At 66.9% G+C, this 19,401-nt stretch carries 19 protein-coding genes; 6 read left to right on the top strand and 13 right to left on the bottom strand.

The window, feature by feature from the left end:
- Positions 1 to 4: 4 nt before the first annotated feature.
- The 4 genes from U1701_RS09765 to U1701_RS09750 all read right to left on the bottom strand — a co-directional run bounded on the left by U1701_RS09765 (position 5) and on the right by U1701_RS09750 (position 3,676).
- Positions 5 to 592, bottom strand: coding sequence for a DUF6030 family protein (locus U1701_RS09765; protein ID WP_332782380.1), 588 nt, complete (start codon positions 590 to 592; stop codon positions 5 to 7).
- Positions 589 to 1,479 carry a F0F1 ATP synthase subunit gamma gene (locus tag U1701_RS09760; RefSeq protein WP_332782379.1) on the bottom strand — a complete coding sequence of 297 codons (891 nt, stop codon included), beginning with the start codon at positions 1,477 to 1,479 and terminating at the stop codon, positions 589 to 591. Before U1701_RS09760 ends, U1701_RS09765 begins: the two co-directional genes overlap by 4 nt.
- A 110-nt stretch (positions 1,480 to 1,589) precedes the next feature.
- Positions 1,590 to 3,119, bottom strand: coding sequence for a F0F1 ATP synthase subunit alpha (gene atpA, locus U1701_RS09755; RefSeq protein WP_332782378.1), 1,530 nt, complete (start codon positions 3,117 to 3,119; stop codon positions 1,590 to 1,592).
- Between the two features lie 2 nt (positions 3,120 to 3,121).
- Positions 3,122 to 3,676 (bottom strand): F0F1 ATP synthase subunit delta, encoded by a 555-nt coding sequence (locus U1701_RS09750; protein WP_332782377.1) that lies wholly within the window; start codon positions 3,674 to 3,676, stop codon positions 3,122 to 3,124.
- A gap of 694 nt (positions 3,677 to 4,370) precedes the next feature.
- Here U1701_RS09750 and ada point away from each other — a divergent pair.
- Positions 4,371 to 5,411, top strand: coding sequence for a bifunctional DNA-binding transcriptional regulator/O6-methylguanine-DNA methyltransferase Ada (ada, locus tag U1701_RS09745; protein WP_332782376.1), 1,041 nt, complete (start codon positions 4,371 to 4,373; stop codon positions 5,409 to 5,411).
- On the opposite strand, the gene U1701_RS09740 is transcribed toward ada, so the two are convergent.
- Entirely contained in the window at positions 5,387 to 6,889 is a 1,503-nt protein-coding gene (locus U1701_RS09740; protein ID WP_332782375.1) for a S1C family serine protease, read from the bottom strand. The two genes, ada and U1701_RS09740, sit on opposite strands and share 25 nt — an antisense overlap.
- 95 nt (positions 6,890 to 6,984) lie before the next feature.
- Between U1701_RS09740 and U1701_RS09735 the strand changes: the two genes are divergently transcribed.
- The 3 genes from U1701_RS09735 to U1701_RS09725 all read left to right on the top strand — a co-directional run bounded on the left by U1701_RS09735 (position 6,985) and on the right by U1701_RS09725 (position 11,275).
- A complete protein-coding gene (locus U1701_RS09735; protein WP_332782374.1) occupies positions 6,985 to 8,517 on the top strand; it encodes a TadA family conjugal transfer-associated ATPase in 1,533 nt (510 codons plus the stop codon).
- A 98-nt stretch (positions 8,518 to 8,615) separates the two neighbouring features.
- The gene (locus U1701_RS09730) at positions 8,616 to 9,806 is read left to right on the top strand and encodes a pepsin/retropepsin-like aspartic protease family protein (RefSeq protein ID WP_332782373.1); all 1,191 of its coding nucleotides are present in this window, start codon (positions 8,616 to 8,618) and stop codon (positions 9,804 to 9,806) included.
- Between the two features lie 32 nt (positions 9,807 to 9,838).
- A complete protein-coding gene (locus U1701_RS09725; protein ID WP_332782372.1) occupies positions 9,839 to 11,275 on the top strand; it encodes a glycosyltransferase family protein in 1,437 nt (478 codons plus the stop codon).
- Here the strand turns inward: U1701_RS09725 and U1701_RS09720 are convergent.
- The gene (locus tag U1701_RS09720) at positions 11,265 to 11,450 is read right to left on the bottom strand and encodes a hypothetical protein (protein ID WP_332782371.1); all 186 of its coding nucleotides are present in this window, start codon (positions 11,448 to 11,450) and stop codon (positions 11,265 to 11,267) included. The genes U1701_RS09725 and U1701_RS09720 overlap by 11 nt on opposite strands.
- Positions 11,450 to 12,010 (bottom strand): polyhydroxyalkanoate synthesis repressor PhaR, encoded by a 561-nt coding sequence (phaR, locus tag U1701_RS09715; protein WP_332782370.1) that lies wholly within the window; start codon positions 12,008 to 12,010, stop codon positions 11,450 to 11,452. The genes U1701_RS09720 and phaR overlap by 1 nt, the downstream gene beginning before the upstream one ends.
- A gap of 26 nt (positions 12,011 to 12,036) precedes the next feature.
- On the opposite strand from phaR, the gene U1701_RS09710 reads away from it, so the two are divergent.
- Entirely contained in the window at positions 12,037 to 13,101 is a 1,065-nt protein-coding gene (locus U1701_RS09710; RefSeq protein WP_332782369.1) for a polyhydroxyalkanoate synthase family protein, read from the top strand.
- Here U1701_RS09710 and U1701_RS09705 read toward each other — a convergent pair.
- Together U1701_RS09705 and U1701_RS09700 are read right to left on the bottom strand one after the other, a co-directional pair.
- On the bottom strand, positions 13,086 to 15,137 hold the full coding sequence (locus U1701_RS09705; RefSeq protein WP_332782368.1) for a TonB-dependent receptor: 2,052 nt from the start codon (positions 15,135 to 15,137) through the stop codon (positions 13,086 to 13,088). The genes U1701_RS09710 and U1701_RS09705 overlap by 16 nt on opposite strands.
- Positions 15,138 to 15,469: 332 nt before the next feature.
- Positions 15,470 to 16,066 (bottom strand): hypothetical protein, encoded by a 597-nt coding sequence (locus U1701_RS09700; RefSeq protein ID WP_332782367.1) that lies wholly within the window; start codon positions 16,064 to 16,066, stop codon positions 15,470 to 15,472.
- On the opposite strand from U1701_RS09700, the gene U1701_RS09695 reads away from it, so the two are divergent.
- Positions 16,065 to 16,553 (top strand): hypothetical protein, encoded by a 489-nt coding sequence (locus tag U1701_RS09695; protein WP_332782366.1) that lies wholly within the window; start codon positions 16,065 to 16,067, stop codon positions 16,551 to 16,553. The genes U1701_RS09700 and U1701_RS09695 overlap by 2 nt on opposite strands.
- An 8-nt stretch (positions 16,554 to 16,561) precedes the next feature.
- On the opposite strand, the gene U1701_RS09690 is transcribed toward U1701_RS09695, so the two are convergent.
- Genes U1701_RS09690 through U1701_RS09675 form a run of 4 tightly spaced genes read right to left on the bottom strand, consistent with a single transcriptional unit; the run spans position 16,562 to position 19,374 of the window.
- Entirely contained in the window at positions 16,562 to 17,011 is a 450-nt protein-coding gene (locus U1701_RS09690; RefSeq protein WP_332782365.1) for a hypothetical protein, read from the bottom strand.
- A gap of 11 nt (positions 17,012 to 17,022) precedes the next feature.
- Positions 17,023 to 17,559 carry a demethoxyubiquinone hydroxylase family protein gene (locus U1701_RS09685; protein ID WP_332782364.1) on the bottom strand — a complete coding sequence of 179 codons (537 nt, stop codon included), beginning with the start codon at positions 17,557 to 17,559 and terminating at the stop codon, positions 17,023 to 17,025.
- The gene (locus tag U1701_RS09680) at positions 17,556 to 18,038 is read right to left on the bottom strand and encodes a disulfide bond formation protein B (RefSeq protein ID WP_332782363.1); all 483 of its coding nucleotides are present in this window, start codon (positions 18,036 to 18,038) and stop codon (positions 17,556 to 17,558) included. The genes U1701_RS09685 and U1701_RS09680 overlap by 4 nt, the downstream gene beginning before the upstream one ends.
- A 1-nt stretch (position 18,039) precedes the next feature.
- Positions 18,040 to 19,374 (bottom strand): S41 family peptidase, encoded by a 1,335-nt coding sequence (locus U1701_RS09675; protein WP_332782362.1) that lies wholly within the window; start codon positions 19,372 to 19,374, stop codon positions 18,040 to 18,042.
- Positions 19,375 to 19,401 lie beyond the last annotated feature (27 nt).

Here is a 19,401-nt window from a genome sequence, read left to right as displayed (position 1 = left end):
CACACTATCCTTGGGTCTTGGTGTTGCCTGGGCTGATAGCCGCAGGACGGGTAAAAGTCACGTCGATGCGCTCGGGCGCACCGTTAGCTGGCGGCACGACGACCACGCTGGCAGGCGCGCCCGCCACGGTCTGCGCAAACGGCTGGCCGTCGCGCGCCGCATCGAGCAGCGCGGCAAAACCGGGCAGCTTGAACCGGGTCAGAAAGTCGCCGATCGTCTGCGCGAACCGCCGACGCGCGGTCTTCGCGTCCACCGGATCGGTCAGGCTGAGCGAATAGGTGATCGTGTCGATCCGCGCGGGTTCGGCGCCCTTGACGGTCGCATTGATCGTGTTCGGCACCGCGGCGGACGAATTGGAGATCATCCGCTCGTGCCCCGACAGCGCATAATCGGCGGCGGCCGGCATATCGATGCCGAGCCCGGCTTGGTTGATCGCGCCGATCACCTCCTGGGGCGACGCGAACACGCGGTCCCAGCCGGTGAGCGTGGACACCGCGGCGACCTTGGTCGCTTCGGTCTCGCGCACCGTCGGTGCCGGCTTGCCGCAGCCCGCCAGCAACCCAGCCAGAGTCAGGACAGCAACCGTCCTCATTTGAGCGCTTCGGCGCCCGAGATGATCTCGACCAGCTCGGTCGTGATCGCGGCCTGGCGCGTGCGATTATACTGGATCGACAGTCGCGTGATCATGTCGCCGGCGTTGCGCGTCGCGTTGTCCATCGCGTTCATCCGGCTGCCCTGCTCCGACGCCGCATTCTCGAGGAGCGCGCGGAAAATCTGGATCGCGACGTTGCGCGGCAGCAGGTCGGCGAGGATCGCCTCTTCGCTGGGCTCATACTCGGTCACCGCGGTCGCGGCGCCGGTCTTGCCCTCGGCACCCGGGATGCTCGACAGCGGCACCGGCACGATCTGGATCCCGGTCGGCACCTGCACCAGCGCCGACACGAACTTCGCGTAGAACAGGTGCGCGACGTCGAACTGGCCCTCGCCGAAGCGCTTGATCAGGTCCTCGGATATCGCCTGCGCATCGCCGAACGCGAGCTTCTTGATATGGCCCATCTCGTGGTCGGCCAGGATGTCGTTCGGGAAGAAGCGCTTGATCACGCGCCCCTTCTTGCCGGCGATGTAGAATTTCACGGTCTTGCCCGCCGCGATCAGCTCTTCGGCTTTCCGCCGCGCCGCACGCACGATGTTGGTGTTGAATGCACCCGCAAGCCCGCGCTCCGACGTCGCGATGACGATCAGATGCACCTGGTCCTTGCCCGTTCCCGCGAGCAGAGGTGACGCGCCCGGTGCGATGCCGACGCGGCCGGCCAGGCTCGCCATCACGGCTTCGAGCCGCTCGGCATACGGACGCCCGGCGACCGCCACGTCCTGCGCCCGGCGCAGCTTCGCGGCGGCGACCATCTTCATCGCCTTGGTGATCTTCTGCGTCGACTTCACCGAGCCGATGCGGATCTTGAGGGCCTTGAGTGATGCCATTGTCTTCTTTCTTCCGTCACCCCGGACTTGATCCGGGGTCCCGCTGCCTGTCCGCCGTTTGAAGCGGGACCCCGGGTCAAGCCCGGGGTGACGGCAGCTAGGTTACCGCATCAAGCAAACGTCTTCGCGAACGAGTCGATCGACTCGACCAGCTTGGCCTTCGTGTCGTTGCCGAGATCGCGCGTGTCGCGGATCATCGCGAGCACGTCGGCATGGTTCGCGCGCATGTCGGCGAGCAGCGCGGCTTCGTAGCGCGTCACGTCGGCGACGGGCACCTTGTCGAGATAGCCGGCGGTGCCCGCGAAGATCGACACCGTCTGCTCCTCGAACGGCAGCGGCGAGAACTGGCCCTGCTTGAGCAGCTCGGTCAGACGCGCACCACGGTTGAGCAGCTTCTGCGTCGATGCATCCAGGTCCGACCCGAACTGCGCGAATGCCGCCATCTCGCGGTACTGCGCCAGCTCGAGCTTGATTGAGCCCGACACCTTCTTCATCGCCTTGGTCTGTGCGGCCGAACCGACGCGGCTGACCGACAGGCCGACGTTGATCGCCGGGCGCACGCCCGAGAAGAACAGGTCGGTTTCGAGGAAGATCTGGCCGTCGGTGATCGAGATCACGTTGGTCGGGATGTACGCCGACACGTCGCCCGCCTGCGTCTCGATGATCGGCAGCGCGGTCAGCGATCCGCCACCGTTCGCGTCCGACATCTTCGCCGCACGCTCGAGCAGGCGGCTGTGCAGATAGAACACGTCGCCCGGATAGGCTTCGCGGCCCGGCGGACGACGCAGCAGCAGCGACATCTGGCGATACGCCACGGCCTGCTTCGACAGATCGTCATAGACGATCAGCGCGTGCATGCCGCGATCGCGGAAATACTCGCCCATCGCGACGCCGGTATAGGGCGCGAGATACTGGAGCGGTGCGGGGTCCGACGCGGTGGCTGCCACGACGATGGAATATTCCATCGCGCCATTCTCTTCGAGCGTCTTGACGAGCTGCGCGACGGTCGAGCGCTTCTGGCCGATCGCGACATAGACGCAATACAGCTTCTTCGACTCGTCGTCGCCGGCGTTCGCGGTCTTCTGGCTGATGAACGCATCGACCGCGACGGCCGACTTGCCGGTCTGGCGATCGCCGATGATCAGCTCGCGCTGGCCGCGGCCGACGGGAACGAGCGCGTCGATCGCCTTCAGGCCGGTCTGCACCGGCTCGCTGACCGACTGGCGCGGGATGATGCCGGGCGCCTTCACTTCGACGCGGCTGCGCTCGGTCGTGACGATCGGGCCCTTGCCGTCGATCGGGTTGCCGAGGCCGTCGACCACGCGGCCGAGAAGCTCCTTGCCGATCGGCACGTCGACGATCGTGCCGGTGCGCTTGACGATATCGCCTTCCTTGATCTCGGAATCGCTCCCGAAGATCACGACGCCGACGTTATCGGCCTCGAGGTTGAGCGCCATGCCCTGCACGCCGTTCGAGAATTCGACCATCTCGCCGGCCTGGACGTTGTCGAGGCCATAGATGCGCGCGATGCCGTCGCCGACGCTCAGCACCTGGCCGGTCTCGCTGACCTGGGCCTCGGTGCCGAAATTGGCGATCTGATCCTTGATGATCTTCGAGATTTCTGCGGCGCGGATATCCATGGTCAACCTTTCATCGCCTGCGCGAGCGTGTTCAAACGAGTCTTGATCGACGAATCGATCATCTGGCTGCCGACGCGGACGACGAGCCCGCCCAGCAGCGTGGGATCGACCGACAGGTCGACGGAAACCTCACGGCCGACGCGCTGGCGGAGCTGATGCTTCAGCTCGATCACCTGCGTATCGGTCAGCGGATAGGCGGAGGCGACCTCGGCGCTCACCTCGCCGCGATGCTGCGCGGCCAGTTCGCGGAACGCGCGGATGATCTTGGGCAGCGCGCCCAGCCGGTGGTTCTCGGCGAGCACGCCCAGGAAGCTGCGCGTGGTCGCGTCGACGCCGAGCGACTCCGCCACTGCAGACACGGCCTTAACCGCGGCGCCGCGCGACACCATCGGGCTCGTCGTCAGCGCGCGGAAATCGTCCGACTGCGCCAGCGCGTCGCGCACGGTGGCGAGGCTGGCCTCGACCGTCTCGATCGCCTTCGCGTCACGCGCGAGTTCGAACAGGGCGAGCGCATAACGTCCACCTAAGCTCGCCTGAATACCGCCGGATGTCTCCACGGAAGCTGTAATCCTCGCCTGCAACAAATAAGACCATGGGAAACGAGGGCGCGAAAGCACCTCTCCACGGCAAGCGGCGCGGGTAGCATCGGGTTGGCGGGGATGCAAGCCGGGCGGGCGCAAGGGATGACGCGGACGTGAACGGATTGTCATCGGTCTCAACATACGATCGTCGCGGCACTCCATACCATAGCACCACCCCGGCGAAGGCCGGGGCCCAATTGGGGGACCCCGCTAACGGCGGACTGCGCTTCGTTACCAAGACCTTCCCAATTGGGCCCCGGCCTCCGCCGGGGTGGAAATGAAAGGCAAAGACCAGGCCTCCCCCACATCCTCCTCTGAAAGGCGAGGTGGCAGCCCGCAGGGCTCACGGAGGGGTGTCCACGCCGATTGGAGCGCGTCACCCGTCCGTCTGGCTGCGCCAGCCACCTCCCCTTGCAGGGGAGGATTTTCCCGGACCCGCCCTCTGTCCTACACAGCGCGCATCTGACACGATCCCCATCATGCCGAGTCCCGCCCCTGCGCGCTGTCCAGCAACCGAGAGCCACGCCATGCACATTGGCCGCGCAATCGCCGCCCCCCTCAACATTCACCGCACAAAACCGCGCCAGCGTCTCAACATTGACAACATTCGCGCCGCTTTGACCGCAAGCGCCGGGATGCCCCCTCTCCGAATCACGCTTAGACCATGCTCATGATCCCCGACCCCGAAACCGCCTGGACCGCCTTCGCCGCCCGCGACCGCACGCATGACGGCCGGTTCGTCGTCGCGGTTCGCACCACACATATCTATTGCAAGCCGAGCTGCCCGGCGCGCCACCCGCATCGCCGCAACGTCACCTTCTATACGGACCCCGCCCAAGCCCGCGACGCCGGCTACCGCGCCTGCCTGCGCTGCAAGCCCGACGAAATCGGCCGCGACCGCATCGCCGTCACTCAAGCGCTCGCACTGCTCGACGCCGCCGAGGACCGCATCGATCTCGACACGCTCGCCACCCAGGTCGGCTACGCCCCGCATCATTTCCACCGCCTGTTCAAGCGTGCCACCGGCGTCACCCCCGCCGCCTATACCCGCGCCCGGCGCAGCACCCGCGCCGCAGACGCGCTGACCGAGGAGAACACCGTGACGGAGGCGATCTACGACGCCGGCTATGCCGCCCCCAGCCGCTTCTACGCGAACGCCGCCAAGCGGCTCGGCATGGCGCCCAGCGCCTGGGTCCGCGGCGGCGAAGGCGTCACGATCCGCTGGACGATCGCTGCCACCAGCCTGGGGCCGATGCTCGTCGCCGCGACCGACAAGGGCCTGTGCCGCGTCTCGTTCGACGAGGACGCGGCGGCGCTCCGGCTCCGCTTCCCGAACGCGACGATCATTGAGGCCGACGCGGCGCTCGGCGACCTGGCCGCCAAAGTCGTCGCCGAAGTCGAGACCCCCGGCCTCGACTGCGACCTCCCCCTCGACGTCCGCGGCACCGCATTCCAGGAGGCGATCTGGCAGGCCCTGCGCACTATTCCGCTCGGCGAAACCCGCACCTACAGCGAACTCGCCGCGCTCGCCGGCAACCCCAGTGCGGTCCGCGCGGCGGGCAGCGCGTGCGGCAAGAACCCGGTCTCGATCATCGTCCCCTGCCACCGCGCCCAGCGGATCGGCGGCGCGCTCGGCGGCTATGCCTACGGCCTCGATCGCAAGCGCGCGCTACTCGCCGCGGAAGCTCAGCGCGCCGATGTGCAGGAATAGACCAGCTTCTCGTTCGGCAGCGGCGGCAACGTCGCCCGCACCGCCGCCTGCGCCGCACCCAGCTTCGCCAGCGCGGTCTCGTCCGCCGTGCACGTCTTTGAAACGGCACCCCGCGCGGTCCGCGCCGCTGCCATCCCGGCCGCGGACATCAGATACCGGGTATTGGCATAGGTCCGCGTCGCCGGATCGAACGCCAGCACCGACACGGTCTGCTCGGCATCCGGCACCAGCACCCGCTCCCACCGACCGCTCGCCGCGACATATTGCGTCCGGCCGTTCATGCACCCGCCCTTGCCCCAGTCGAGGGACACGTCCTGGCTCGACGACACCGTCACCCGGCTGCGGTCGGGAACCAGCCGGCACACCAGCTTGCCGAGCGTCGCATCGGCGACGATCGCCGCCCGCGCCGCCGGCGTCATCGGAACGACGACCTCGCCCGACGGCCGCACCACGAACACCACGACCGCCGCAACCACGCCGACCGCACCCCCGCCCAGTGCCCACAGCGCCCGGGTCCGCTCGCCGCGCGTCTCGAACAAACCCGCCCCGCCGATCGCCAGCGCCCCGCCGACCAGAAGCAGCACCGCGATCGCCATCACATTCTCCCTGGAGCGCTGCGCCGCGACCCGCGCCGTCTCCACCGCGGTTTCCCGCGCCAGCCCGGCCTGAGTCGCCGCCTCGCGCCGCGCCGTCGCCGCATCGGTCACCGCCCGCGCCGCAGCATCGCTATCCTGCCGCATCCGCTCCTCGATCGAGGTGCATGGCGTCCCGACCGAGGCATAGGGCTGCTTCGCCTCGCGCAAGAACGTCGCCAGTGCGGTATCGGCAATCGCGAACCCGAACGTCGCATCGCCCTCCTCGGCATGGGTGATCGCCGAATTGACCCCGATCACCCGGCCGCACCGGTCGAGCAGCGGCCCGCCCGAATTACCCCGGGCGATGCTCGCGGTATGAAGCAGAACCTCGACATTGGTCAGCGTCCGCCGCCCCGAAAAGACGCCTTCGGACCGCACCGGCGACATCGGCCGGATATAATCCGCCGCCGACCGCGCCGTCGCCACGTCGACATTACCGGGAAAGCCGAGCGAGACCACCGGGTCTCCCTCGGTCACCGGACCAGTATACAACGCCGCCTGTGGCAACCGCGCACCGCTAAACTCGATCAGCGCCAGGTCGGCCTGCGAATCATAGGCGATGACACGGCCCTGGTACGACTTGTCGCCTTCGGATGGCACGACGCCGATCACGACATTGTCGGGGTAGCGCTCGGCGAGGTCGACGACGTGCGCGTTGGTGACAATCCGGTTCGGCGCGATGGCGAACCCGCTGCCATGGCCGAATCCGACCACCTGGTCGTCGACCACCGCGATCGTCACGATCCGCACCACGCCGCGGCCCGTGGCCGCGATATCGTCTGCCGCCGCGGGTGCCGTGAAACCCAGGACCAGAGCGAGCATGAACAGAAGGCGCAGGATCATCGCGCTTCCTATCGTGCGCCATGCACGGCTGGAACCTGGTTTATGAAATCTCAAGGCTTCGCGCCTAATCCGATGGCAACCATGAAGGACAAGGCATGAGTGCGTTCGGGCGTCGTAATGGCATGGGTGGAGGAACCGCGGCGCGGCCGGCGTTCGGCGTGGCGCGGCCGATGCAAGGTGGCGGCCCCGCCGCCCGGCCCGAACCCGAAGGCGGCAGCCAGTTCCCGCCGATCGAATCGCTGCCGCTTCCGGGCGAGAGCGACGGCCTGTCGGGCACCATGCCCGGCGGCGCGATGGAAGCGATGCAGCGCCTGTCCGATCGTCAGAACGCCAGCGGCGAGGCCGGCAACAGCCGCGTCGAGGGGTTCGAACAGTCGATCCACAAGATCAAGGAACAGGTCCTCCCCCGCCTGCTCGAACGCGTCGACCCCGAAGCGGCCGCGACGCTCGGCAAGGACGAGCTCGCCGAGGAATTCCGCCCGATCATCGGCGAGGTGCTCGCCGAGCTGAAGCTGACGCTCAACCGCCGCGAGCAGTTCGCGCTGGAAAAGGTGCTGGTCGACGAACTGCTCGGCCTCGGACCGCTCGAGGAGCTGCTCAGCGATCCGAATATCACCGACATCATGGTCAACGGTCCCGAGCAGACGTACGTCGAGCGCAAGGGCAAGCTGGAACTGGCGCCGATCCAGTTCCGCGACGAGGAGCATCTGTTCCAGATCGCGCAGCGGATCGTCAATTCGGTCGGCCGCCGCGTCGATCAGACCACGCCGCTCGCCGACGCCCGCCTCAAGGACGGCAGCCGCGTCAACGTCATCGTACCGCCGCTGTCGCTTCGCGGCACTGCGATCTCGATTCGTAAATTCTCGGCCAAGCCGATCACGCTCGACATGATGGCGGGCTTCGGCAGCATGTCGCCGAAGATGGCGACCGCGCTCAAGATCGCCGGCGCCTCGCGCTTCAACGTCGTCATCTCGGGCGGTACCGGCTCGGGCAAGACGACGATGCTCAACGCGCTGTCGAAAATGATCGACCCCGGCGAGCGCGTGCTGACGATCGAGGACGCAGCGGAACTTCGCCTGCAACAGCCGCACTGGCTCCCGCTCGAAACCCGGCCCGCCAATCTGGAGGGCCAGGGCGAGATCAGCATCCGCGACCTCGTCAAGAACGCACTGCGTATGCGCCCGGATCGCATCATCCTCGGCGAAATCCGTGGATCCGAGTGTTTCGACATGCTCGCCGCCATGAACACCGGTCACGACGGCTCGATGTGCACGCTCCACGCCAACTCCCCGCGCGAGGCGCTGGCGCGTATGGAGAACATGGTGATGATGTCGGACATCAAGGTGCCGAAGGAAGCGATCAGCCGCCAGATCGCCGATTCGGTCGAGCTGATCATCCAGGTGAAGCGCCTGCGCGACGGTTCACGCCGCGTGACCAACATCACCGAAGTGATCGGCATGGAAGGCCCGGTGATCGTCACGCAGGAGCTGTTCAAGTTCGAATATCTCGACGAATCGGCGGACGGCAAGATCGTCGGCGAATACCGATCGATGGGTCTGCGCCCCTACACGCTCGACAAGGCGCGGCAGTTCGGCTTCGACCAGGCCTATCTGGAGGCGTGCCTCTGAGGCATGGCGTGCTCACTGCGTCGGCAGGAGCCCAGGGTACAAGCGCAGTGGCCAACAACCCCGGTTCCTGCCCGCGCAGGAACACGGTAGGCGGCAGCATGCGTCTCGCCATTCTGTTTGCCCTTCTGCCGCTGATCGGAGCCGTCCCCGACTCCATCGGCCCTGCGTCGCGCGATCCGGGCGCCGCTCGCCTGGCCGAAGACAGTGAAGGCCACTGGGTGCCGTTCGACCTGACCCCGGGCAACCAGATCCGCTTCACGATGCAGCTCGACGGCCGCGCCGTCACCGCGATCCTCGATACCGGCGTCAGCTACACGCTGCTGGCGAAAACCTCCTCGGCGATCGACCGTGCGAAGCTGGTCGCCGGTGGATCCGCGACTGCGATCGGCGGACAGGTCGCGCTGCAATGGATGCCGACGCGCACGCTGAACCTCGGCGGCCTCGCCCGCACCGGCGGGGGCGTCACGGTTGCCGAACTGCCTGCGATCGCCACCGGCAGCGCCGACTCGGTCGACCTGCTGGTCGGTCGAGACCTGGTCGCGCCGTATGCGCTCGATATCGATTATGCCGGGCGCCGCTTTCGGCTGCTCCGATCGGGGCGGATGCCGTTCACCGGCGCTACCGCGCCGCTGACCATCTCCGCCAAACGCCAGGTCTATGAAAGCCGCGCGACTCTTGGAGACCACCCGCTTACCCCGCTGGTGGTCGATACCGGCGATGGATCGTCGATCACGGTCAGCGACGCCGGCTGGAAGGCGGCGAGGCTTACGCGCCTGCCAACCACCACGACGATCGCGTTCGGGCTCGGCGGCGCAGCGGTCAGCGGCCTCGCCATCGTACCGGCGATCCAGCTCGGCCAGCTGACCGCGCGGTCGGTCGAGGTCCGTGTCGAGCCACCGGGCGGCTTCTCGCAATCGATTGGCACCGCGGGGCGGATCGGCTCGGGCTTCCTGCAGAACTACCGCGTGCTGCTCGATCCCGGTGCCGGCCGCATGATCCTCGCCCCCGGCCCCAGGGCCGACGCTCCGCCGCTGCGTTCGACCAGCGGCCTACTCGTCGGGGTCGAGCGTGACCGGCTGAAGGTCCTCCACGTCATGCGCGGCGGTCCTGCAGCCGCTGCGGGGTGGAAGGCCGGCGACACGATCTGCCGTATCGACGGCACCGCGATCCCGACCGATTATCCGACCAGTGCGCTTGCGACCTGGGCGGTCGGCAAGCCCGGCCGCGTGGTCGAACTCACCGGCTGCGACGGCGCTGTGCGGACGCTGACCCTTCGGAATTTCTATTGACCATATCCCGACCCGGCCGGGTGGGGATCGCCATGCTCCTGCTGCTGGTCGCGCTGGCGATCCGCGGCTGGGATTTCGGCAACCCGGTGATCGACGCCGACGAGCAATATTATCTGCTCGTCGGCGACCATTTGCTCCACGGCGCGGTGCCCTATATCGACCTGTGGGACCGCAAGCCGATCGGCCTGTTCGCGCTATACGCCGCGATTCGCCTGCTGCCCGGCGACGGCATCCTCGCCTATCAGCTTGTCGCGACCGCCTTCGCCTGGGCAACGGCGGTGATCGTCGCAGTCGCGGCGCGAACGCTCGGCGCGAACCGGCGCGGCGCCTGTGCGGCGGGCGTGCTCTATCTCGCGAGCCTATCGCTGCTCAGCGGCGGCGGAGGGCAGGCACCGGTCTTCTACAATTTGCCGATGGCGTTCGCCGCGTTGTTGACCTTGCGGCTACCCGCGAAGGCGGCGAGCCGACAGGTCGGTGCGATCGTCGGCAGCGGCGCCATCGCCTGTCTACTGGCGGGTATCGCCATCCAGATGAAGTATACGCCGCTGTTCGAGGGCGCGTTTTTCGGTCTCGCGCATTGCTGGTTCCTGCACCGTGCAGGCGCGCGGGCGCGCATGATCGTCGCCGCGGCGCTGCTGTGGATGGCGATGGGGGTGGCACCGACGCTCGCGGCGATCGGCTGGTACTTTGCCAAGGGACCGGGGGTGTTCGAAGCCTTCTGGTTCGCCAATGTCACCTCGATTGGCCTGCGCCCTGGCTATTCGGCCGCCCGGCTCGCGATCCGCCTGCTCAGCATCGTCGCACAGCTCCTGCCGCTGTTGGTCGCCGCGGGGCTCACCTGGTGCCGTCGCCCCCGCGAAGGTCTTGCTGCGGAGACCATGACGATCGCGTTCGCCTGGGTCGCCGCGGCGATGGTCGGGTTCCTGATCATCGGCACCTTCTTCGATCACTACGGCCTGCCGCTGGTCGCGCCGTTCGCGATTATCGCCGCGCTGACGCTCGGGCGCTCGCGCCGCATACTCGCCTTCGCGCTGGTCGTGCCAGCCGCGATCCTGATCGTCGACCGTGTCGTATCGCCCGACGACCGCGACGCGGCGCGCGCCGTCGCCGCCGTGGTTCAGGCCAATATCGGCCGCGAATGTCCCTACGTGTTTGTCGGCCACTCGATCACCTATCACCTCGCGCACGCTTGCGTGCCGACGGCGTATGCGTTCCCCAACCTGCTCTCCTACGCCACGGAGCAGGGTGCGATCGGCGTCGACCAGCCGGCCGAGGTCCGACGCATCATGGCGAACCGCCCCCCAGTGGTCGTCACTTCGGACCGTCGCGCTTCGGTCTACAATCCGGACACGCTGCGCATTGTTAAGGCGGCGCTGGCGCGCGACTACCGGGTCGTCTTCACCGTCCCACGCGGCAAATGGCACACGGTCGTCCATCTCCGTCGCGACCGCCGCTTCGTCAGGCCTTGAGCGCGAGGCCGACGGTGACCGCGAGCGCGATCAGCGCTAGCATCTGCACCGTCGGCCAGTCGACCCAACCGACCGAATCGGGATCGCGTCGGCGTCGGCGTCGACGATCCCCCAGCCCCGCCGCGAGCGCCACTACCGCGAATCCGCCGCTCGCGCCCCACAACAGCGGTTGCATCAGTGGCTGAGCTTCTCGACCTTGTCCTTCAGGTTGGCGAGTTCGTCGCGGAGCGCGGCGATCTCATCGTCCTGGTTCATCGCCGTCGGCGCGGGAGCCGGGGCCGCCCCCGCTGCACCCGGCTTGAACGCCTGGGTCGCGGTCTCGAACATTGCCATGTTGCGCTTGGCGATCTCGGCGAACGGCGAGTTCGCGAATGCCCCCTCGACCGCGGATTTGAACTGGTCGTGGTTGCGGCGGAAGCTGTCCATCGACGCCTCCAGATAGCCCGGCACCATCGCCTGCATCGAATCGCCGTACATTGCGATCAGCTGGCGCAGGAAATTGACCGGCAGCATCGTCTCGCCGCGGCTTTCCTCTTCCATGATGATCTGCGTCAACACGTTGTGCGTGATATCCTCGTCGGTCTTGGCGTCGACGACCTTGAACTCGCGACCCTCGCGCGTCATCGCCGCGAGGTGCTCGAGCGTGATGTAGGACGAAGTTTCGGTATTGTAGAGCCGCCGATTGGCGTACTTCTTGATGATGACAATACCGTCCGCTGCCGGTTGCTTTTTCATGAATCCCCCATTTTGTGTTTGAGTCGATGGGTACAGTCTTTGATGACGCACCGCAACACGGCCCCCGGCCGCTGCCGCTGTTCCTGACGCTACTGCAGGCCGAGACCGCAGCGGACGCTGACCGGACGACGCGCGCGCTCGCCGGTCTGAACGCGTATCAGGACGCGGTTCGAGAGCCGCCGATGCCCGCCATGCCGGTGGCCGCGCAGGTCGGCCGCGTCACGTTGCGCGATTATGGCGGCACCGGACGCCCGGTCGTGTTCGTGCCGTCCCTGATCAACCCGCCGGGGATCTTGGACCTGTCGGCGGAAACCTCGCTGCTCCGCTGGATCGCGACGCAGGGCATGCGCGCGTTCCTGGTCGATTGGGGAACGCCCACCGCCCAAGACCGTGACCTCGATCTCGCCGACCATGTCGATCGGTTGCTCGTGCCGCTGCTCGCAGGTCTTGCCACGCCCCCGGTACTCGTCGGCTATTGTCTCGGCGGCACGCTAGCGATCGCCGCTGCTGCCAGTATGCCGGTCGCAGCAGTCGCGACGATCGCCGCGCCGTGGCATTTCGCGGGCTATGGCGAACCGGCGCGCGCTGCGCTGGCGGCGATGTGGACGGCGGTGGAGCCCGCCGCCTCCGCGCTCGGACTTCTGCCGATCGAGGTGCTCCAGACAGCGTTCTGGCAACTCGACCCGGGCCGCACGATCGCCAAATACGAAACATTCGCGCGCATGCCCGCGGACAGCCCCGCGGCGCGCGCCTTCGTCCGGCTCGAGGACTGGGCGAATACCGGTGCGCCGCTGCCTTACGCCGCCGCGCGAACCTTGTTCGCCGACTGTATTGCAACCGATCGCCCGGGCCGCGGCGCGTGGCTTATTGGCGATACGATCGTCGACCCGCTGCGTCTGGAATGCCCCACGGTCGAATTCGTCTCGCTCACCGACCGCATCGTGCCCGCGGCGACCGCGATCGGGTTCGCCGACCGCCGTGACCTTGCGCTCGGCCATGTCGGCATGATCGTCGGCGGACGAGCGCGCACTGCGCTATGGGATCCGCTCGTCGCCTGGATCGGCGGGCTTTCGCCTCACCGCATCGCGTAACGCAGCCCGATCCACAGTGTCCGCGGCGTCGCCCGCTCGACGATCCCGACACCGCTCGTGCCCGCCTCGACGCGCTTGTCGAACAGGTTTTCGCCCCGCGCCTCGACCACCAGCGCGCGCGTGATCGGCAATGCCGCATACGCATCCAGCGTGGTCGCTGGCGCCAGGCTGCGGCTGTTCTGATCGTCGTCGAACTGCCGCGCCACATGCCGCACCGTCAGCGACGCGGCGAGCGCATCACGCCGCCAATCGAGCGTGCCCGACACCTGGTCTCGGGGAGTCTGCGCCGGCTGCAACCCGTCGAGCGCCGCACTCACGCCAGATCCCTCGACCCGCGAAGTGCTGTGCGACCACGATGCCTGCACGCCGACGGGCCCGGGCCGCCACGACGCATCGATCTCGAACCCGTGCACGCGTACCGCATCCAAATTCTGGCGGATGCGATAGGTGGTGACGCCGGGCAGTACCTGCGGCGGCGTCAGTGTCGTCACATTGGCGATCGCCCCCTTCAGTCTGTTGTAGAAATAGGTCGCGGCGATGCTGACCGATGGCGCCGGCGTCAGCGTCACGCCGCCCTCAATCCCCGTCAGTCGCTCGGGCGACAACAGCGCATTCCCCGCAGTCGCATCGCTGCCGACGCGGAACGGCCGATAGAGTTCGTTGAGCGTCGGCAACCGCCAGCCGCGATACCCCGCCCCGCGCAGCGTCACGCCCGCGACCGGCTGCCAGGCGACGCCGGCTCGCCCGGTCGCTTCGCTTCCGTCGCGATCGGGATAGGCGAGATCGGTCAGCGCAGCACCGACGCCGAGCGGTCGTTCGGACAGATAGCCCCCGTCGATGCTCCACCAATCGATCCGGCCGCCGAGACTGAACGTCAGGTCGCCGGCAACCAGGCTGCCATCGGCGAACAGACCGGTTGTCCGCGTCGATCCCCCCGCCTCCCGTCGTCGCGTCGGCGCGGCCGCGACGAACGTATACAGTTCCTGCGTCTTGCCGCTCACATCGCGCACGTCGGCGCCGACCCGCAGCGTGACATGCTCGCCGACCGGCGGCAGCAGCTCGATCCGCGCACCAAGCCCGGTCGCCGGGGTGTTGTACTGGTCGAGCGACTGGATCGCGGTCGTGCGACCGGCATTGATGCTGTTGAAGCTGCTCGCGAAGCCGCGCGTCTGCAGATAGGCAAGCGCCGAATAGGCCCAGCGGCCATGCCCAACCAGCCGCACGCTAGCATCGGCGCCCTCGCTGCGGTTGGCGGTGAAGGCGCTGCCACGCTCGCGGCGATCGGTGAAACCGCTGACGTTCGCCTGCAGCTCAGTCTTGGCACCGACACTGACGACACTCCGTAGTGCGGCGGATGCCTGCTCATAAACCGCGGCGCGATCGATCGGTCCGCGGCTTTCGGCGACCGTCGGGGTAAACCCGTCGCCGCGCGCATAGGCGCCCGACAGAGTCGCGAACCCCGATCCGCGCACCAAGGCGGCCGAGCCTTGCGCATCGACCGAATCGCGGCTGCCATAGGCGACGCTTCCCGAAAACGGCGTCAGTTGATCGGGCGTGGCGCTTTCAAGCTCGACCGTCCCGACCAGAGCGCCGGGCCCCTGATACCCGCTGCCGCCGCCGCGTGTAACGCGAATACGGCCCAGCCGTCCCGTCGCGTAAGCGGGAAACGCCACCCAACCGCCGAACGGATCGGCCTGCGGAACACCGTCCAAAATCAGCAGCGCCCGGCTCGACGCGTTGCCGCCGATCCCACGCAGGCTGATCCCCTGGCTCGTCGGGTTCGCACTGCGCGAATCCGATCGCCGAAACTGCTGCAGCCCCGCGACGTCACCCAGGATGCTCTCCAGCCGGTCGCTCGCATTCGCTTCGATCCGCGCGCGGTCGATCACGACGATGTCATAGGCACGATCCCCGGGCGCCTCCTCCAAACCGCGACCGGTAACGACGATCTCGGGTGCGGGGACCGACTGCGCATGCGCGGAACCGCACCACAGCAGGACGGGGACAAAGGCAAACGCGGTGTGGCGACTGGTCATGCCGCTGCGCATGACAGCATTTTGCGGCGCAGCAACATCCTGCGTTGCGGAAACCGCATTCTTTGGAGGACCTCGCTGCGTTGGCAACGCTCGTTCGAGTCGCGACTCGCCGAGTGTGCCGGGTCCCGCGAATCGGTCATGATCGGCCTAATGCGAGCCGGCCTGAGCCATACATCCCTTTTGATGTGTGATTCCGCAGGCTTGCGCGATTCCGGCAACGTAAAATTACAACCCCGAATGAACAAAAATGACTTTGGGTACACTTTCCGAAAAAATCGTCGCCGTTAAGCAATAATCTCCATTATTTGTTTACTTATCGTTCGATTTCACGCCTAGTCGCCTGCAGTAACGATCTCGGTGAGAGCCAACCGAAGCCAGCCGACTATGGTTACTGGGTACGCGTTGACGGGAAAACCTGCGGGTTCTTCGTCTTCTGATTCGGTGGATGGACATATATGGACGATTTCTTCATCGGCAGTGCACTGTCGTGCATTGGTGTTCGTGGTAACATGCCGCTGCACGACGCGTTCTGCATCACCATCCAGTCGCGCGCGACGAACGACCATCTCTTCGTCGGTTTGCATGACGAAGCGCAATGCATGGTTGTCTATGATCGCGCGGGTGTTGCCGCCCGACACCACCGCGACCGCGAGCGACAAGGCAATGACGACGACGCTCGAGCGAGCGAAGCCGCCCGCCGCCGTGCCTTCGGGTTCGTGGCGCCGACCAAGCTCGACGGGCGCGGCCGCATCGCGATCGCCCCGTGGATGCGCGGGCGGCGTGGTATCGCCCAGCGGACGCTGCTGGTCGGCATGGGCGATCATTTCGAGATCTGGAACCTCGATCATGTGCTCGAACACGGCCCTGCCGATCTCGCCATGCTCGCAACGCTTCACCTGACTCCGCCCTCCAATACGGACGCTCGCCATGCACCTGCTCTGCACCTTGTCCCGTCACCGCGCCGCACCCGTCACGCTGGAAAATCAGGGCTTCCTGTTCAGCCGCTGCCAGCGCTGCACCCACGATCTGGTATCGTCGGCGTCGGGACCGCCTAGCTGGCAGGCGGTGCCCGACGGCTTTCGCGTCGCGTGGCGCCAGACCGATCTCTCGGTGTTCGCGCAGACCCCGATGACGCATCGCGCCCTGGGGCGGATCCGCAAGGCTGGCACCACGGCGCGCGACGTTATCGGCCTAGCCGCAACGATCATCCGCTGGCGTACCATCGACGGTGCGCGAACGCTCAAGACCCGCGCGTTGACCGCCTATCGCACCAGCAAGGCGACTCTGCGGTTGCCCAATCTGCGCAAGCAGCGCGAAACCTGCGTGGTGATCGTCAACCTAACGCTGCGCCGGGACCTCGGCCCAGACGCACTGAGCGTCCTGCTCCGCGATCCGGGCGCAACGGCCCACGCCTGACCGCGTGATCAAGGGAGAACCGGGACGTCGGCGGCGCGGGCCCGGTTCTCCGCCCGTGCGTCCCGCACGCGCTGTCCGAAGCATCCGGTCGCGCCACCTGCGCCGACCGCCGAACAGCTGCCGATGCTGTTGGCGCCAACGCCGGTGTCCATCACCCCCTGCGCCTTGGCGGCCCAGCTCTCATTCTCGGGCGTCACGACGAACTCGCGAAGTTCCTTCGGAACGCGATACTGTTCCTGCGCGCTGCGGCGAACGCAGACGACAATCTCTTCACCGTTCGCATTCGTCGGGCAGCGTTCGTTGCCGAACAGCGTCAGCACACCGTTGATCGGCGCATTCCGCGACACCTGACCCGGCGCGGTCGAGACGGGTTTGGCGGGCGCCGGCGCCGGTCCGGCGACGGTCTGCGCCGCCGTCGGCGCGGCGAGCAACAGACCCGCGATCAACAGACTCTTCATACGCCCACTCCTCAGATGCGTTTGGCGGTCGCGATCGCCGCCTTGGTGCCGAGCCGGATCAACGCGCTCAAGACGGGATAGCCGAACGCGGTTTCGGCACCCGCCGCCAGCGCGGTGTCGCGGTGTTCGAGTTCCTCGGCCTGAAAGTCGGCGATCGCCTCCGACAATTCGGGGTCGCTGTCGCCGAGTTCGACAAGTTGCTCGGCATAATGTTTGTCGATCTCGGTCTCGACCGCCGCGGTGCACGCCATTGCCGCCGCGGGGCCGATCGCTGCGGTCACGGCGCCCAACGCGAACCCGGCAACGCTCCAGATCGGCTGCAGGATCGTCGGCCGCACGCCACGCTCGGCGATCATCCGGTCGAAGAACGCGCGGTGGCGTTCCTCCTGCTGCGCCATGTGGTGGATCTGGCGCGCGGCGGGGTGGCGATCGCCCAGCACCGCCAACTGTCCAGCATAGATGCGGATCGCGCCGAATTCACCGGCCTGATCCACGCGGACCATCGCGTCCGTCGCGCGCTTGGCGTCGCCTGGCTTCCAGCCGTTCATCGTGTCTTCCTCATGAGAGACAAGATGGTGAGCGCGCCGCCCAATGAAAGGATCGCGTTGAACCCGGCAAGCGAGATTCCGGCGAACCGCCACTGCGCGACGTCGCAACGGATCATCGGCGCGTTCATGATCGCCGCCAGCCGCTCGGCCGAGGTCGTCGCACCACCCGCGATCGTCGACGTGCAGGCGGTGACGCCATTCCACCAATGATATTCGACGCCGGCGTGAAACACCCCGATCGCGCCGCTGAGCGCGATCAACAGCGCGGCGATCAGCACCAGCGACCGACGCATCTCGGGGCCCGGCACGACGAACGCGCCGCCCGCGATCATGACCGCGGAATAATGCGGCCAGCGCTGCCAATGGCACATCTCGCACGGGTACAGCCCGCCCAGATATTGCGACCCCAGCGCCCCCAACAGCAGCAAAAGCGGCAGCCCGAACGCGACAGCCCGCGCGAGCTCTTCGTTCTTGGTCATGCTATTTGGCCCGCGGCTTCGTCGCCGCCGCGACCTGCGCCGCGCCACCCAGCCGCGCGACCGTCTTTAGCGCGTAATAGAGCTGGAAGTCCTCGACCCCCTGTTTCTTCAGCTGCTCGGGCGTCTCGGCGAAGCGCGGATCGGTCTTACTGTCTTCCTCGAGCACCGAATTGTCCGCCTTCATCTCGTTGATCAGATGCTTGCGCAGGTCCGCCTCGCGGAACACCGGCCGCGACTTGTAGTCGGGGTCGCTGATCTGCGGGACCTTGATGTCGGGCTCGATCCCGCCCTCCTGCACGGACCGGCCCGACGGCGTGAAATAGCGCGCCGTGGTCAGGCGCAGCGCGGTCTCGGGTCCGAGCTGGAGTACCGTTTGCACCGAACCCTTGCCGAAGGTGCGCTCGCCCATAATCAGCGCGCGGTGATGATCCTGCAGCGCACCCGCGACGATCTCGGACGCCGACGCCGTGCCGGGGTCGGTCAACACCACGACCGGCAGGCCGTGAGCATCGTCGCCGGGTTTCGCATAATAGCGCTCAATATCGGTCTTCTCGCGGCCGCGCTGGCTGACGATCTCGCCGTGATCGAGGAACGCGTCCGACACCGCGATCGCCTGCGTCAGCAAGCCGCCACCATTCTCGCGCAGATCGACGACATAGCCGAGCGGCCGGTGGCCGAGCGACTTGTCGATGCTCATGATCGCGGCGCGGGTGTCCGCCCCGGTGTTTTCGCTGAAGGTATTGATGTTGATGTAGCCGACGTCGCCGCGGACTTCCCACTTCACCGGCTTCTGCACGATGATCTCGCGCATCATCGATACTTCGAGCGGCTTGTCACGACCCGGTCGCACCAGCCCGAGCGTGATCTTGGTACCCGGCTTGCCGCGCATCTTGCCGATCGCCTCGTCGAGGGAATCGCCGTAGATCAATTTGCCGTCGATATGCGTGATATAGTCGCCCGACTTGACCCCGGCACGCGCCGCCGGTGTGTCTTCCTGCGGCGAGACGACCTTGATCGCGCCGTCCTCCATCTGCACCGTCAGGCCGAGGCCGCCGTAATTGCCTTCGGTCATGATCCGCAGATTTTCGTAATCGAGCGCGTCGACATAGCTTGAATGCGGGTCGAGCGCCGCCAGCATGCCCTGGATCGCGCCCTTGATCAGCGTCTTGTCGTCGACCTTGTCAACATAGTCCGCCTTCACGCGGTTGAAGACGTCGAGGAACTGATCGAATTCGCGGTAGGTATCGGTATCGACCGCAGCCATCGCCGACGTCGCGATAGGAATAAGCGTCAGCGCGCCGAGTATCGCGGTCGCGGTAAGAATAGGACGAGGCATCAAGGGTCCTGGATCCGGAGGTGCAAA

The sequence above is a fragment of the Sphingomonas rhamnosi genome, assembly GCF_036663615.1.
GTDB lineage: Bacteria > Pseudomonadota > Alphaproteobacteria > Sphingomonadales > Sphingomonadaceae > Sphingomonas.
Note: the sequence above shows the minus strand (reverse complement) of the source record. Positions and strands in the feature narration are given on the sequence as shown.

What these genes read in the sequence shown, in the direction of transcription:
- phaR (WP_332782370.1), bottom strand. Translation starts at nt 12,010, where the DNA reads ATGAAAAAGCAACCGGCAGCGGACGGTATTGTCATCATCAAGAAGTAC.
- U1701_RS09690 (WP_332782365.1), bottom strand. Translation starts at nt 17,011, where the DNA reads ATGAAGAGTCTGTTGATCGCGGGTCTGTTGCTCGCCGCGCCGACGGCG.
- U1701_RS09760 (WP_332782379.1), bottom strand. Translation starts at nt 1,479, where the DNA reads ATGGCATCACTCAAGGCCCTCAAGATCCGCATCGGCTCGGTGAAGTCG.
- U1701_RS09705 (WP_332782368.1), bottom strand. Translation starts at nt 15,137, where the DNA reads ATGACCAGTCGCCACACCGCGTTTGCCTTTGTCCCCGTCCTGCTGTGG.
- U1701_RS09700 (WP_332782367.1), bottom strand. Translation starts at nt 16,066, where the DNA reads ATGGCGAGCGTCCGTATTGGAGGGCGGAGTCAGGTGAAGCGTTGCGAG.
- U1701_RS09735 (WP_332782374.1), top strand. Translation starts at nt 6,985, where the DNA reads ATGAGTGCGTTCGGGCGTCGTAATGGCATGGGTGGAGGAACCGCGGCG.
- U1701_RS09740 (WP_332782375.1), bottom strand. Translation starts at nt 6,889, where the DNA reads ATGATCCTGCGCCTTCTGTTCATGCTCGCTCTGGTCCTGGGTTTCACG.
- U1701_RS09710 (WP_332782369.1), top strand. Translation starts at nt 12,037, where the DNA reads ATGGGTACAGTCTTTGATGACGCACCGCAACACGGCCCCCGGCCGCTG.
- atpA (WP_332782378.1), bottom strand. Translation starts at nt 3,119, where the DNA reads ATGGATATCCGCGCCGCAGAAATCTCGAAGATCATCAAGGATCAGATC.
- U1701_RS09695 (WP_332782366.1), top strand. Translation starts at nt 16,065, where the DNA reads ATGCACCTGCTCTGCACCTTGTCCCGTCACCGCGCCGCACCCGTCACG.
- ada (WP_332782376.1), top strand. Translation starts at nt 4,371, where the DNA reads ATGATCCCCGACCCCGAAACCGCCTGGACCGCCTTCGCCGCCCGCGAC.
- U1701_RS09680 (WP_332782363.1), bottom strand. Translation starts at nt 18,038, where the DNA reads ATGACCAAGAACGAAGAGCTCGCGCGGGCTGTCGCGTTCGGGCTGCCG.
- U1701_RS09685 (WP_332782364.1), bottom strand. Translation starts at nt 17,559, where the DNA reads ATGAACGGCTGGAAGCCAGGCGACGCCAAGCGCGCGACGGACGCGATG.
- U1701_RS09765 (WP_332782380.1), bottom strand. Translation starts at nt 592, where the DNA reads ATGAGGACGGTTGCTGTCCTGACTCTGGCTGGGTTGCTGGCGGGCTGC.
- U1701_RS09725 (WP_332782372.1), top strand. Translation starts at nt 9,839, where the DNA reads ATGCTCCTGCTGCTGGTCGCGCTGGCGATCCGCGGCTGGGATTTCGGC.
- U1701_RS09730 (WP_332782373.1), top strand. Translation starts at nt 8,616, where the DNA reads ATGCGTCTCGCCATTCTGTTTGCCCTTCTGCCGCTGATCGGAGCCGTC.
- U1701_RS09720 (WP_332782371.1), bottom strand. Translation starts at nt 11,450, where the DNA reads ATGCAACCGCTGTTGTGGGGCGCGAGCGGCGGATTCGCGGTAGTGGCG.
- U1701_RS09675 (WP_332782362.1), bottom strand. Translation starts at nt 19,374, where the DNA reads ATGCCTCGTCCTATTCTTACCGCGACCGCGATACTCGGCGCGCTGACG.